Source organism: Pedobacter sp. NO84, assembly GCF_059703915.1.
Genome location: NZ_AP046575.1, coordinates 284088 through 298232 on the forward strand (window position 1 = coordinate 284088; position 14145 = coordinate 298232).

A 14145-nucleotide genomic window follows, 5' to 3' on the forward strand; every position below is an offset into this window, starting at 1 on the left:
ATTAGATCTCATAGGTTAACTGCTTCCATTCTTTGGGGATTACGTCTTTGGGATATTCCTCATTATTAATATTCATCCAATTTTTGGGGACGTAGGTAAGTGGATTTTTAACATTCAAGTAGGCCGCCCACCACGAAAAACTACTATTGGACAAGATACAGACATCGGCATTCATTAGAAATTGAAAATCTATAATTTCCGAATAACTTGAAATGGTTTTATTAAGGATATAATTAAAATCGTTTTCTATTTCTTTAGGCTCGTCAGAAAGAAAGAAAAAATGATAATCTTGCTGATCTATAGCTTTAATAGCTTCGTGATAATAAGCCATCGGCAAGTAAAAGGATAAATTTTTGTAGTCGCCTTTCCTTACGTGAACAGCTGCTATCTTTTTGTCTTTTGGAAGTTGGCTTCTTATTGTGAGGTAATCGCCGACGTAGTTTTCTTTGATTTTGAAAATTCTTTTGATGGAGTCTTTTTCATCTTCAAAATATTTTTCTGACTGGAAATAGCCTTCAAATAACACATTATCTCCAATTTTTTTTAACTCATCTTCAGGATAAAGCTCATTATGAAATCTTACATGCATCGGGTTATAAATCTGTCTGATTAACTTGTAGAACCTTCGCCTTGCGTAGTAGGAGAAGAAATTTTTATAACCCTTAATGGTAAAAAGCTGATCTAAATATTGCAGCCTTGAATCGGGCAAGTTAAAATATTTGGGAAGTAAGAACTGTTCTATGCTTTTGTCGACATAAAAACCTGTTTTCAATTTTTTAGCAGCGGTATAGGCAAATGCATATTGAAACAATTGGTTACCTAACCTACCATTTAAGATAATCCCTATCAAATTACGAGCTCGTTATCAAATTTACGTATGCATTAATGGTATCTTCTGGATAGAGGACCTCCTTGTAAAATTTTTTACAATTATCTTTTGGAATAGTTGCCAATGTATTGTTAATGATATGATAATGTAATGTCTTTACGTCTGTAATCAGCTCTCCAACGGGGTAACGTTTTAAGATTTCTTCGTATGTTGTGCACGCAATAAGTAGCGAAGGAAGCCCTGCCATCATATAAGATGAGAATTTTCCAGATGCCAAACCAATGGCCACAATATTTTTGCCTGTTACACCAATTTGATCAGGTCGATAAATAACAATCCCATAGTCGAAACATTCAACAAACGAGTGTAATTCTTCTTCAATGTCGAAATGCTTACCGTGAAGTATAACAGGAAATCCCTCTTGTTGAAGGCGGATCAATTCGCTGTGATGCACATCATTCTCATCAAATCCGTAACGATTGTGGACCAGTATAAATGTATTTTCAGGTAAACCTTGTTTAATGGCATCAATTACATCTGATACTCCGGACCAAGCCTGAATGGTGCCTGAATATAAATACACAACAGCAGTTTCGGATAAACCCAATTCTTTTCTGTAATCAACTTTTTCGGGGATTGACCTATGCGGGATAGGGGCTACTGGAATTAAGAACCAGTTAATTTTTTCTGATTTAATGCGGAGTTCGGCTATCAATAATGCCTTCCGATATTCGTCTTGGATCAATAGGCTTTTAACTTGATTGATAGTTTTAATCTCATCTTCTCGGATTACCTTTAAAAATATATCTGATCCAAATTCATCCTCAAAAAATATTTCAAATGAGCAATAATGAATATTTATTGATCTAAGTACTCTCTTCAATCTCCCAGCCCAAAGTAAGCCGACCGGGTCTATTGCTAGTAAATTTTTAATCCCATTTTGTTTAAAAAAGAGCACCGTTTTGATAAAAGAAATCAAATAGGCTATGCGTCTTATAGGCCTTTTGGGTTTTATAAACGAATGATTAATGACGAATTGCCCTGTATTATCGAAATGTTTGGGGATATGATAGGTTTGATAAGGAGAAAAAATGGTAACCTTTTTACCTAATAAATTTAAGCGAAATAAAAGTTCATATAGGGTGGGGTTCGAATAAGTATCCTTATTGTAGGTTATCAGGCCAATCATTTATTCGATATTGTTAATACTATTTCACTAACAATTTTAATCGCGTCTTCAGATAAACCTAATCCACTTGGTACATAGAAGCCATTTCTAGCTAATTTTTCTCCTACGGGATAGCTTTCATTTTTAAATAATCCCATTTTTTGAAAAACTGGCTGTTCATGTATGCACCAGAAAAATGGGCGTGTGCCTATTTGGTTTTCTGTTAAATGGGCCGTTACCGTGTCTTTTTTCTTTTCGGATGGTGCTACTAAACCAAATACCCAGTATATATTATCAGCAAAATCTGTTTTTGCCAATGGGAGAACATAGCCACTTTCTTTTAGCGCAGAAAGTTGATGTTGATACATTAAACCATGTTCTCTTTTGATTTTTATAAATCCTTCAATTTGTTCTAATTGCGCCACACCTAAAGCAGCCTGAAGATTGGTCATGCGGTAATTCCAACCTAGTTCATGATGCACAAATCGGGGTCCTTTGGGTTCGAAACACAGGTTTCTTAAATATTTGCACCGATCGGCTATAACCTTATCATTCGTTAAGATCATTCCGCCTTCTCCGGTAGTAATGTGCTTATTGGGATAAAAGCTAAAAATGCTGATATCCCCAAAGCTCCCGCACATCTTACCATTGTAGGTTTGTCCATGCACTTCTGCAGCATCTTCTATAATTTTGAGCTTATATTTTTTGGCCAATGCTAGGATGGGATCCATATCAACAGGTAATCCATAAATGTGGACAACCAATATCGCTTTTGTTTTTGAAGTTATTTTTTCTTCGATCTGGCTAACATCCATGTTCCAGGTTAATGGATCACTATCAACTAAAACGGGTATCCCTCCAGCTGTTACTACAGACTGCGCAGGAGAGATAATAGTAAAAGTAGGCATGATAACTTCATCTCCTTCTCCTATATGCAAGGCTTTAATGGCTACATCTAAAGCCGCCGAACCATTGCTAACCGCCACACCATATTCGCGGCCAATATAGCTTGCAAATTTTTCTTCAAACTTGGTAATAAAGGGCCCTTCACTAGAAATCCATCCAGTTTCTATACACTCTGTTACGTATTTAAGCTCATTTCCGTTTAACAGCGGGGTATTTACCGGAATTGCAATTTTATTGGTTCCCATTTATTTTTTTTGAAGGATATAGCAAACACCCCAGGTATCTGTTGATGGTTTGTCTTTAGTCAAATACGCTTCGTAAGCCAATAGGCTAAAGCCTGTTGCGTAAGCCAACAGTTCTATTTCTGGTTTACTAAAGTGTCTCATCGAATGTTTTTCGTGGAAGGTACTGGTGGTCTGATCTTCTAAGTTTTTAATATGGATGGTATAATCCACATCAACTGTGTTTAGTTCATGAAAAATAGTAGGAGTTGCTTGTCGATTAACCTCAATTAACTCGTTATTAAAAGTTTTATTTCTTTTTTCGGGCACCTGATCATTAACGGCGGCGCTATGCCAAACATCAAAGATGAAAAGTCCCTTTTCATTTAAACTATCACTTACATTATTGAAGCAGTTGATTAGGCTATCATTGTCGGTAAGGTAACTAATTACATGAAATAGGGATAAGGCCACATCAAATCCTTCTTCAAGTTTAAAATCGGCAATGTCTGCAATTCGAAATTCAACATTTTTAGCGTGTTCGGAATTCGCTATGTTAACCATTTCCTCACTTTTTTCTAGTCCTAGTACCGTAAAGCCCTGAGCAGAAAATAGTTTGGCATGTTTACCAGTGCCGGAACCTAATTCAAGAATAGATTTACTTCCCGGTCGGTAGTGGTTAATTAGATCGATCACATACTTTGCTTCCCCATGATAATCTTTGTCCTGATAGAGCAGGTCGTAATATTCGCTATACAGTTTAAAATTATCTTTCATTTTGATGTAGGATTAAATCTTACTTTATCTTCGTCCCCGCAATAGGGGCCTTGTTTAATTTCTATCATCTCTGCATCTTCCAATATTTCAAAACCATGCCCACCGGCGGCTAAGAGAATTACATCTCCTTTCTCAAGCGTTCTGCTTTCTAAATAATCCTGCTCATCATTGTAAAAATCTACTCTTACCTTTCCTGATTTGATGTATAGCACCTCTTGGGTAAGTGAAACTTTTCTCTCGATCAAATTATGTACATGAGGCTCAATCACATAACCACTAGGTCTGTTCATGTAGCCTAATTGCTGTGAAAAATCATTCGGCGTAAAAAATGAAATCCCTTCTTTATGGTAGTTTGCTCTTATTATAACAGATAAAAGCCTAGCATTATGTCTAATTTCTTCTATCATCGTATTAAATATGAATTAGCAATCTGAGAACCTGTTTTGGTAGAGAATGGAAAGGTCCGTTTTGGGGTTGGAGAATCATGAATTTCGAAACCCAGCTTGTCATCAACCCAATCATAGGTTTCTGCTTCACTGGCACCCATCCAGGCATATACACTGTATTCATCCGGAATAAAGTTATCCAAGTGTATTAAACAGGTATATATTTTTTCTTCATTATCGAAATTAATATAATTATCTAATGATGGAATAGCTTCCATGATGGTAACACTAGCACTATTTTTTATGCCAAATACAGCAAAAGCTGAAGTAGAATATATGCTTCTATTTACCTTAAATTTTACCTGTAGCGTATGGGATGGCTGATCGCCCATTAATTGTATTTCGATATATGAAAACTTCGGATTGGAGTTAAGATCTGATGTGGAGTATACCTTTAACAGATATTGGCTTTGATTTTTTAAATAGTAATCTACCGCTTTTTGTGCCTTCCCGATAAAGGTGGTTACACCATTTTCGAGAACAATTCCAGACTTGCAGAGTTCTGTTACCGCACCCATGTTATGGCTTACAAAAAGTACTGTTCGTCCCTCTCCCTTGCTAACATCGCCCATTTTCCCAAGGCATTTTTTCTGAAATTCGGCATCCCCAACGGCTAAAACTTCATCAACAATTAAGATTTCGCTTTCTAAATGTGCTGCAACGGCAAATGCCAAGCGTACGTACATTCCAGAGCTATAGCGTTTTACGGGTGTATCTAAATAACGTTCAATTCCCGCAAAATCAACAATCTCGTCCATTTTCCGTGCTATTTCTTTTTTCCTCATTCCCAAAATTGCTCCGTTCAGGTAAATATTTTCTCTACCGCTAAGTTCGGGATGAAAACCTGTGCCAACTTCTAATAAACTGGCTATGCGGCCCCTTCCACTAATTTTACCAGTGGTTGGCGAAGTAATCTTACTTAGAATTTTTAGAAGGGTACTTTTTCCAGCGCCATTTCTGCCGATGATCCCCACGGCATCACCTTCCTCTATCTCAAAATTGATATCCTTTAAACTCCATACTACATCGCTTTCACTTTTTGTATTTTGATCATTTGTTTCCCCAATTCTTAAAAAAGGATCGTCCTTACCGCGCATTCGGGCATACCAACGTTGTAGATCCCTGGTTAGGGTGCCCGTTCCAATCTGTCCAAGTTGGTACACTTTGGAAATATTTTCAGCAATAATAACTGGGTTACTCATATCAAAAAATCTAATTTTTTTTAGCTATCCAAAGAGAATCGTGCCTTCCGAAAAAAGTAAATAGGTTTTCTTTTAGGATAATCTGATCAATCACATAGGTAGAACCGAGGTCCGACCTGTCTTCATAGTAATCGTGAAAAGCAATAAATCCACCTTTCACTATTTTGTGCGCATATAAATTATAGTCTTCTGTACCTCCTTTAATAGAATGATCACCATCAATAAATAAAAAATCTATATGTTGGAATTCGTTGTGAAATTGATTTGAGTACCCCTTCCTTATTTCAACACTTCCATTTTTAAGGTACTTATTCAAATTGTTTTTGAAGATTTGCAGCAGATCGATGTCTTTTGCTTTTTCCAGATATTCATTTTCACTTTGTAGATCATCTCCTCCAGAGGCGTTGAAGGGGTCGATGGCATATAGCCTTCCAGATTTTAGGCCGCTTAGAATGCAATAGGTACTTTTTCCCTGCCAGCTTCCAATTTCTACCACAATAGCTTTTTTGGGCAATAGAGTTGCTATTTTATATAAGCCTATTGCTTCGTTTTGCGACAACCATCCATTAATTTTCTTGTATCCTTTAAATTTGGCCGTAGCAAGAAAATTTAACACTCTTTTAATCATAACTAAACGGTATCTACAAAATTTTTCTCAACCTTATTAAAAACCACTATTCCAATAAGTAGCAAAACAAGCGTTACCACTGAAGCATAGATAAGACTGGCCCAAGTAAAGGCTCCTTCTCCTAAAAAACCATATCTAAATGTTTCTATGATGGGAGTCATTGGGTTAAATTCAATAATCCAGCTGTATGCGGGATACTTTTTTATTGCTTCTGATAAGGGATAAATTACTGTGGTAGCGTACATTAATAATTGTACACCAAAACCGATCAAAAAAGCAAGATCACGATATTTTGTTGTCATTGCAGATATAATCATTCCGGCACCCAAGCCTAATAAGGCCATTATCAATAGGAGATAGGGGAAAAGCAGGATAGCCCAGGAGATGTGAAAGTGTGCACCAGTTAAATAATAGTACACCATAAATGCTACGAATAATAACATTTGGATTCCAAACCGTACTAAATTACTTACCACTACGCTTAATGGCATGATCAATCTAGGGAAATAAACCTTACCGAAAATTGCCGCATTGTCTTTAAACACGCTCGACGTTTTGGTTAAGCAATCCGCAAAATAATTCCATGCAGTGATCCCAGCCATGTAGAACAGTGGTTTTGGCAGTCCATCCGTAGAAATTCCGGCCAAATTACCAAATATAAAAGTAAAGGTAAGGGTGGTGAATAAGGGCTGGATAAAAAACCAGAGTGGCCCTAAAATAGTCTGTTTGTAAAAAGACACAAAATCTCTTCTTACCAAGAGGCTTAATAGATCCCTATATTCCCAAACATCTTTTAACTTTAGTTTAAAAAGGCTATTTGTTGGTGCAATTTCCCATGTGCTGAGCTCTTTATTCATTTCGTAGGTTACAAAGTAGTTCCGTTTAAAATTAGATTCTTTATTCTATGTTTATAGGTTTCATAATTAAAAGCCTTATAAACCTTTTCTTGCAGCTCAACGCGTTGTTCGTGGGTCGCGGGCGCTTCTAATAGTTTACTTAACGTTGATTCTATTTGATAGAGATCATCGGGATCAACCAATTTGCCCAATCTTCCATTATCCAAGGCATCAACGCTTCCATCTTTATTGCCAGCAATTACGCTGAGTCCACTAGCCATTGCTTCGATAAATACAATGCCAAACCCCTCTTTTTTACTCGGAAGCACAAATATATTCGATAGAAGAAAATGATCACTAACCTCTGCCTCATCTACAAAGCCCAATACTTTAATATTTTTTGAAATTTGGTGTTTTGAAATCAGTTTATCAATCCTAATCTTTTCCTCCTCATCATATTTACCCGCTAAAAGATACATCAGGTTAGGATGTTTTTCTACAAGACGGGGTAAAATGGCAATTGTGTTATCATAACCTTTATATTTCTCTGATGATGACAACCGTGATAAGGAGATCAGCACAACATTATCTTCCGTTAGTCCGTATCTTTTTAACAGATTTATGGGTTTATTAAAATGTTCTGGAAAATAGTAGAAAGGATCCAGACAATTATTTAGCACTTCGATCTTAGAAGGATCTATTCCATGTATGGATTTAATTTTTTCGGCCGTAAAATGGCTTACAGAAATAATTTTATTCAATCTTTTGAGTGCCTTTAATTTAGTCTCCGGAAATTTTCGCCAAATTTCTATACCATGGGCGATAAGATAAACCTTTGTTTTTGGACTAAATCTTTTAATAAAATAACCAATAGAGAGCAGGTTAACATGACTTAGGATTACAGTATCCGACTGTACGCCTCTTAGAAATGCTTTGAGCACAAAAATTTTTCTGTTTTCGTTAAAGCCTTGATATTGCTGTTTTTTTAAATAACGCGAATCCCTATCATGGTTTTTGTCGTACATGCTATAAACCAAAGGTTCTACGATATCTTCTTCGCTTAGATCGTACAAGCTTCTGCAAATGGTACGGCAAACTTTTTCTATCCCTCCGGTAAAACCGAAGACCTTTAAGGTTAAAAACAATACTTTACGAGCCATGAAATATCTTATAGAGGGCAAAGGCCGATGACCAATGCTGATTATTATTGTTAAAGGCTTCGATTAATTTTTTTGCTTTTTTATTTTGATAATTATCTGGAGAAGATATTTCTTTACATTTAATCATCCATTCTTGGAAAGGAAACGTAAATCCCATTTTAGAACGGTTCCAGGTCTCTTCCGGCAATTCTTTTCTATACGCTTCAATCAGTAAGCGTTTTTTCTGATGCAAACCAAACTTAATAGACGGGTGGATAGAGGTAACCAAATTAATAAAATTGATGTCTAAAAACGGCACCCTCACCTCCACACCATGGCTCATGCTCATGAAATCAGTATCTTTTAATAGTTGATTTTGCATGTATATGTTGATTTCGAACCAGCTTGCTCTTTCTTCATCGTTTAGATATTTTATGCTATTATCTAAAGGTATGTTTTGCAAGCAATCAATCACGGTTTTAATATCGATATCTAATAATTTAGCAATGGTATCAGGCGTATATAACCCCCTTAAACATAAATATTCGCCAACAGGCGATTGGAAACTGAGGTAGTACAATCGCCGTAAACGTGTATCCTTTAAAAAGCGGGCCGCTTTAATCAGCTCTTTGCTTACATTTCCAAGATTTTGTATTTTTCTTATGCGATCAAAAGAGGGATAGCCGCCAAAAAGCTCATCGGCACCCAAGCCCGAAAGTACTGATTTAATGCCATTTTCTTTAGCGCATTTACAAATGAACCAGGTATTTATGCCATCATTAGTGGGTTGGTCCATGTTTTTCATGATGGCATCAAAATTATACACAAAATCCCGGTAGGTGATCATATGCTCTTGATGGCTGGCTTCTACACGTTCAGAAATAATTTTTCGATGTGCACTTTCCGAAAAGTCTATTTCGTTAAAATTTGCTGATATCGAGGTTAGATTGCCCTTTGCATAGGTATCAGCTAACAGGGTGATGATACTTGAATCCAGTCCGCCGCTAAAAAGAACACCAATACTCGTATCGGAGATTAACTGGAACTTAATTGCTTTTGTTAGCTCTTCACGGATCCGGATAATGGCTTCGTCTTCTTCAACAATCTGAATTGCCGAGCTAAACTCAAAATAAGCATCTATTTTGTAAGAGCCGTCGTTGATCTGATATTTTAAAAAGCTCCCTTTTGGTAAGCTAAACACATTTTTAAGTGTGGTGAAGGGTTCAGGAATATGGCCAAAAGCGAGGTAATAAATTTTCCAATCCTCATTCTCAGATTGAGTAAGTCCAGAAAAATCAAAAGCTTTCACTTCTGATGCAAATATAAAGTGGTCTCCCTGTCTACTGTAATACAAAGGTTTGATGCCGCTCTGATCCCTAACCAGATAGAAACAGTTTTTAGACTTGTCAAATAAACAAAATGCAAAAATACCATTGAATTTTTCAAAAGCCTCTTCGCCCCAGTATTGGTAAGATTTAATGATTACTTCGGTGTCTGTTCCTGTATGGAAATGCATCCCTGCATTAATGAGTTGTTTCTTAAGGATTAAAAAATTATAGATTTCGCCATTATAAGTGATAATAATATCTTTTTCATCACTAAACATGGGCTGATGACCGGCAGCACTCAGATCTAGAATAGATAATCTTCTGTTCCCTAAGCAAAGGTTCGTATTTTCGTCAATATGCCACCCAAAATCATCGGGTCCACCATGCACCATACTATCGCACATCAAAATCACCTGGTCTTTTATCTTTTCAGGATTTTGTGTTTTAGATATAATACCCGCTATTCGGCACATAATAGAGTGGATTTAAGGTGTTTAGGATTCAACATACGTTCTGGGCAGCCTACAGCTTCGCCCTTTCAATCACAATTAAAGTTTGTAACTGCTTAATACTTTGTTAGTTACTTTATAGGTTCAATATAAGCTATAGAAGTATTTATTTGAATAGAATAGCCCAGGTTCTGCAATCGTAAAACTATACTTTTTTTGCTCTTTAAAGATACTAATTCTGCTATAATTCCCTTAAATGGGCCGGCTTTAATTAAAACTTTTTCTCCCGGAGAAATGTCGTGATCGATCACTTCCAGATCTTCGGCATTTGCCAATAGAAGTTTAAGATCTGCTAATTGTTTATCGGCTATCGCAGCTATTTTGCCCGAGAAATAAATAAATCGGGTAATTCCATCAGTCATTAAAACTTCGGTATATTCTTTAGAAGAAATGTAGACAAAAAGATAAGACTTTAACAATGGCTCTTCTACAATCTTTTTCCTGTCGCTCCATTGTTTTAAAACCTTTCTTAACGGAAGATACGCGGTTATTCCTTTTTTCGTAAGTTCAGATTGTGCTTTCTTTTCTGCTCTAGAACGGGTATAAAGTGGGTACCATCTATAGGTGTTATCGATCATTTGGAAATTAAGTTTGTTGAGAACGTTGTACCTGTTTCGGTGCCATCACCACTAATGCGTGCAAATCTTTTTATTTTGGTGGTTAAACGATATAGACCTTCTATGGGGAAATTTTTAACCAAAGTGTAGATTTTTTTCTTACAGGTTGTTTTTAATTGCCAAACTTCAGGCGTTTCAAATGAATGGATATGCATTACAGGGATTATGATGGTCTTTTTCACATCATTAAAACAAAGGCTATACCATTTTCAATCAAACTTGCCTAAACGTTGTGAGCGGTAGTAAATTTATATCCGAAACTTTGCATCTAACTTACTTTTTCTTCCAAAATTCCCACCATTTTTTAGGGTCGTTGTCATAGTATCCAGCGCCAGCATAACCAGAATAATCAGAATAATAGTAGGTACTATTGCCTCCTCCTCTTGAGTAATCAGTTGTATAATAGTTAGAGTGGAGCGCATCATCGCCGAATGCGTTAAGTACAATCGCCAAATTGCTTAGCCCATATTCTTTGGATAATCTTTCTGGGATGGCTGCGGCTCTAAATTGAGATTTGCCAGACCTGATCACAAATAAATTCACATCAGATTGACGGATTAAAGGTATGGCATCCGATACTAATCCAACGGGAGCCGTATCAACCAATACATAATCATATTGGGGCGCTAGCAGATCCAAGAGCTTTTTCATGGCTTCAGTGTGCAATAGCTCTGAAGGGTTTGGAGGTACAGGGCCCGAAGGAATAAAATCTATATTGTGTACCTTATCGTGGATCATTACTTCTTCAAGGGTTTTTTGCCCAGTTAAGAAACTGCTTAAGCCTATTTTATTATCGCTACCAAAAACTTTATGTAGTTTGGATTTACGTAAATCTGCAGCAATTAAAATCACTTTTTTATCAATGAGAGCTAATGTACCGGCCAAATTTACCGTAACAAAAGATTTTCCCTCACCGGAAATTTCTGAAGTAACACAAATAGTCTTGCTCTTTTTATTAGCGGCTAAAAAGCTCAGGTTTGTTCTTACGGAACGAACAGACTCAGCAAAAACAGATTTTGGTTTAGCTAATGAGAGTGCTTGTCTGCTATCCTTATCAATAAATTCAGGGAATTTTCGAATTACGCCGATGATAGGAGTATTGGTTAGTGATTCAACCGTTTCCTTATCATAAATGTAAGGATTTAAAAAGCGTACAAGCAGAATTAATCCAATTCCACATGCAAATCCCATCATGGCCGCAAACGAATAAACACTATACGGTCGTGGCGATATTTCATTGAAATTTGGGTAGGCTAGATTTACAATCGCTGCTCCGGGTACTATTGCGGCAGCATTCATTTCTGATTCTAATTTTTTCTCAGAAAGGTAGGTGATTACTTTGTTGTTAACCTCAAATTTTGTCTCATAACGTACATAATCCTTAGTCTTTCCGGGTATTTGGCTGAGCGCTTGGTTGGCTGCGGCGATTTGACCATCCACTACTTTCATCGTTTTTTGAACTCTATCTTTCATAGAGCTAATATTATTTCTAATGGAGGTTTTAACTTCTTTAATCTGCCTATCCACCTCTTTCACAGGTAGAGAAGTGGTTTTATATTCCTTTAACAGGTTTTCTCGATCTGCTATCAGCGCATTAACTTGGGAGATTAAGCTCCCTAGCAAATTTGAAAGATTGCCCTCCAAATTAAGATTTATATCAATTTTATTCCTATTATCAAGGATCTGTTGCTCAAGTTTGTTTATTCCAACCAGTTCTATTGTTAAATCATTTTTTTGTTTTTCGAAATCGCTTAACTTGCTCGTATTAACAGCGTTACTACTGTTTAAATCAATAATGTTGTTTTTTACCTTATAGTCTGCAAAATTGTTTCCAGCCGTGTCTGCCTTTTTATTTACTAATCCTAGTTGCCTATCGATGAACTCGATGGTCTGTTGGGCGGATTTTCTTTTTTCGATAACATCATATTTCACGTATTCTTTCATGATGGCATTTAATACATCAGCTGCAAACACGGGATTTGAATCTCTAGCAGTTAGGTTCATTATATTGGTAAACTTTGCAGCTTCACCAATATCAACATTGCTGGCGCGTCCAATAAAATCCTCTTTTGAGTTAAATTTAAAACTATACTCGCCACGTTGAGGAATTTTGCCTCTAATTCTAAAGGCCATATCCCCCAACCAAATGGTATCCATATACTTGTATTCTTTTTTGGGCCCATTCTCGGTTTGCCTTAACGCAAAGATTTTATCATTAATATAGTCTACACTGTAGGTATTCCTTGCAAATTTAACGGAATCCTGTTCTATAATATCAATTGCAAAAGGTTTGTTAGGATAGATATCTGATGTCCTGATCCTGCCTTTTAAGAAGTAGGAGATTCTATAATCCAAATTTGAAATCGCATTTAAGAGTACATCGTTGCTTTTAATTACAAATCCTTCTGCCTGAATTTTATCGGTATAGCTGTAATTTTGAGCGGCGAGCCCAACAGTGCTTATAGTGGGATTGCTTTCTTGTAACTTTAATGAGCCAGAAGTTTGATAAACTGGCGGTGTATACAATAAATTAATTTTTCCAATTATTAAAGCAACAAGTATGCAAAATGCCACCCAATACCACCTACTAAAAAATACCTTAAATATTTTATAGAAATCTATGTCTTGCTTTATAGCTTTTGGGTTAAAAGAATTTTCTTGTGAACTCATTTACTTGTAAATGTGAAGATTAGTACGCCTAAATTAATCAGAACGAGAAGTGGCTGCACGATGCTGTTGTAACTTTGCAGTTTTTCGCTCAAGGCATTGCTTTTAGTTTGCTGAATGGTAATGATGTCGTTGTTTTGGAGGATTAATTTTTTGCTTGCCAAGCTTTTGTAATCATTTAAGTTTACATAAATAATTTCTGGGTCACTTCTATCTCCTCTAAATATTTTTAATGTTTTAGGATCTGCACTTTTAGGAATCCCACCTGCTTCTCCTAAAATATCAATCAAGGTTGTGTTATCTCGTTCTAGCAAATAATTACCCTGATTGGTAAACTCTCCCAGGAGAGTAACCTTAGTATTAACAATGGTGATCTCCATGATTGGATCCTTTATTTGCTTTGATTCATAAAGTTGCTGGATTTTTGCAGTGGCCTCTTTACGCGTTAAACCTAAAAGCTTAACCTTACCTTCTATAGCGGGTAAAGTAACGTTTCCATCCTTATCAACTTGATAGGTAGTTACAGATCCCAACGAGGTGCTTGCGCTTGTTGTTGCTGCTTTTCCGTTAAAATTAAAATCCTGAAGATTTCGGACCGCAATCAGATCGTCCACTTTTATCCTGTAATATAAATCACTTAATCCCTTATCATTTACCACGTAAACTTGTTTGATCGTATCGGTAACGATATCGGAGGGCGAATTAAACAGACTTTTTTCTCTTCTTACAGAACACGAGGTAAGAGAAATAACTAAGACAAAAAATAGAATGCTAAGATTAAATATTTTCTTCAAAATGATATTATTATTTTAAAGTTAAAGATGTACATTAATTTTAGTTTTTCAAAGTGACAAAACCACATTTTTCATTTA

Annotated in this window: 14 protein-coding genes; all 14 read right to left on the bottom strand. The window is 36.2% G+C overall.

All coding sequences use genetic code 11. The features are described from left to right. Window position 1: 1 nt before the first annotated feature. On the bottom strand, window positions 2-850 hold the full coding sequence (locus AC6H0V_RS01345; protein ID WP_497561907.1) for an alpha-1,2-fucosyltransferase: 849 nt from the start codon (window positions 848-850) through the stop codon (window positions 2-4). Window position 851: 1 nt separating this feature from the next. Then, window positions 852-2018: a glycosyltransferase family protein gene (locus AC6H0V_RS01350; RefSeq protein ID WP_497561908.1), complete on the bottom strand. Its 1167-nt coding sequence runs from the start codon at window positions 2016-2018 to the stop codon at window positions 852-854. Further along, window positions 2015-3148: a DegT/DnrJ/EryC1/StrS family aminotransferase gene (locus tag AC6H0V_RS01355; protein WP_497561909.1), complete on the bottom strand. Its 1134-nt coding sequence runs from the start codon at window positions 3146-3148 to the stop codon at window positions 2015-2017. Before AC6H0V_RS01355 ends, AC6H0V_RS01350 begins: the two co-directional genes overlap by 4 nt. Further along, window positions 3149-3901, bottom strand: a complete 753-nt coding sequence (locus AC6H0V_RS01360; protein ID WP_497561910.1) for a class I SAM-dependent DNA methyltransferase — start codon at window positions 3899-3901, stop codon at window positions 3149-3151. It lies immediately after the preceding gene. Beyond that, window positions 3898-4308, bottom strand: a complete 411-nt coding sequence (locus AC6H0V_RS01365; protein WP_497561911.1) for a cupin domain-containing protein — start codon at window positions 4306-4308, stop codon at window positions 3898-3900. Before AC6H0V_RS01365 ends, AC6H0V_RS01360 begins: the two co-directional genes overlap by 4 nt. After that, a complete protein-coding gene (locus tag AC6H0V_RS01370) occupies window positions 4305-5549 on the bottom strand; it encodes an ABC transporter ATP-binding protein (protein ID WP_497561912.1) in 1245 nt (414 codons plus the stop codon). The genes AC6H0V_RS01365 and AC6H0V_RS01370 overlap by 4 nt, the downstream gene beginning before the upstream one ends. 10 nt (window positions 5550-5559) lie before the next feature. Then, a complete protein-coding gene (locus AC6H0V_RS01375) occupies window positions 5560-6177 on the bottom strand; it encodes a class I SAM-dependent methyltransferase (RefSeq protein WP_497561913.1) in 618 nt (205 codons plus the stop codon). A 2-nt stretch (window positions 6178-6179) separates the two neighbouring features. Beyond that, window positions 6180-7034: an ABC transporter permease gene (locus AC6H0V_RS01380; protein ID WP_497561914.1), complete on the bottom strand. Its 855-nt coding sequence runs from the start codon at window positions 7032-7034 to the stop codon at window positions 6180-6182. 8 nt (window positions 7035-7042) lie between these two features. After that, window positions 7043-8173, bottom strand: a complete 1131-nt coding sequence (locus AC6H0V_RS01385) for a glycosyltransferase family 4 protein (RefSeq protein WP_497561915.1) — start codon at window positions 8171-8173, stop codon at window positions 7043-7045. Continuing rightward, window positions 8163-9953, bottom strand: a complete 1791-nt coding sequence (asnB, locus tag AC6H0V_RS01390; protein WP_497561916.1) for an asparagine synthase (glutamine-hydrolyzing) — start codon at window positions 9951-9953, stop codon at window positions 8163-8165. The genes AC6H0V_RS01385 and asnB overlap by 11 nt, the downstream gene beginning before the upstream one ends. Window positions 9954-10060: 107 nt before the next feature. Continuing rightward, window positions 10061-10567, bottom strand: coding sequence for a UpxY family transcription antiterminator (locus AC6H0V_RS01395; protein ID WP_497561917.1), 507 nt, complete (start codon window positions 10565-10567; stop codon window positions 10061-10063). Then, window positions 10564-10788, bottom strand: coding sequence for a hypothetical protein (locus AC6H0V_RS01400; RefSeq protein ID WP_497561918.1), 225 nt, complete (start codon window positions 10786-10788; stop codon window positions 10564-10566). The genes AC6H0V_RS01395 and AC6H0V_RS01400 overlap by 4 nt, the downstream gene beginning before the upstream one ends. A gap of 91 nt (window positions 10789-10879) precedes the next feature. Then, window positions 10880-13276, bottom strand: a complete 2397-nt coding sequence (locus AC6H0V_RS01405) for a GumC family protein (protein ID WP_497561919.1) — start codon at window positions 13274-13276, stop codon at window positions 10880-10882. Beyond that, entirely contained in the window at window positions 13273-14067 is a 795-nt protein-coding gene (locus AC6H0V_RS01410; protein ID WP_497561920.1) for a polysaccharide biosynthesis/export family protein, read from the bottom strand. Before AC6H0V_RS01410 ends, AC6H0V_RS01405 begins: the two co-directional genes overlap by 4 nt. Between the last annotated feature and the right edge of the window lie 78 nt (window positions 14068-14145).

Bases quoted from the DNA above. Each gene is read 5' to 3' on its own strand.
- AC6H0V_RS01350 (WP_497561908.1), bottom strand. From the start codon at position 2,018: ATGATTGGCCTGATAACCTACAATAAGGATACTTATTCGAACCCCACC.
- AC6H0V_RS01355 (WP_497561909.1), bottom strand. From the start codon at position 3,148: ATGGGAACCAATAAAATTGCAATTCCGGTAAATACCCCGCTGTTAAAC.
- AC6H0V_RS01360 (WP_497561910.1), bottom strand. From the start codon at position 3,901: ATGAAAGATAATTTTAAACTGTATAGCGAATATTACGACCTGCTCTAT.
- AC6H0V_RS01365 (WP_497561911.1), bottom strand. From the start codon at position 4,308: ATGATAGAAGAAATTAGACATAATGCTAGGCTTTTATCTGTTATAATA.
- AC6H0V_RS01370 (WP_497561912.1), bottom strand. From the start codon at position 5,549: ATGAGTAACCCAGTTATTATTGCTGAAAATATTTCCAAAGTGTACCAA.
- AC6H0V_RS01375 (WP_497561913.1), bottom strand. From the start codon at position 6,177: ATGATTAAAAGAGTGTTAAATTTTCTTGCTACGGCCAAATTTAAAGGA.
- AC6H0V_RS01380 (WP_497561914.1), bottom strand. From the start codon at position 7,034: ATGAATAAAGAGCTCAGCACATGGGAAATTGCACCAACAAATAGCCTT.
- AC6H0V_RS01385 (WP_497561915.1), bottom strand. From the start codon at position 8,173: ATGGCTCGTAAAGTATTGTTTTTAACCTTAAAGGTCTTCGGTTTTACC.
- asnB (WP_497561916.1), bottom strand. From the start codon at position 9,953: ATGTGCCGAATAGCGGGTATTATATCTAAAACACAAAATCCTGAAAAG.
- AC6H0V_RS01395 (WP_497561917.1), bottom strand. From the start codon at position 10,567: ATGATCGATAACACCTATAGATGGTACCCACTTTATACCCGTTCTAGA.
- AC6H0V_RS01405 (WP_497561919.1), bottom strand. From the start codon at position 13,276: ATGAGTTCACAAGAAAATTCTTTTAACCCAAAAGCTATAAAGCAAGAC.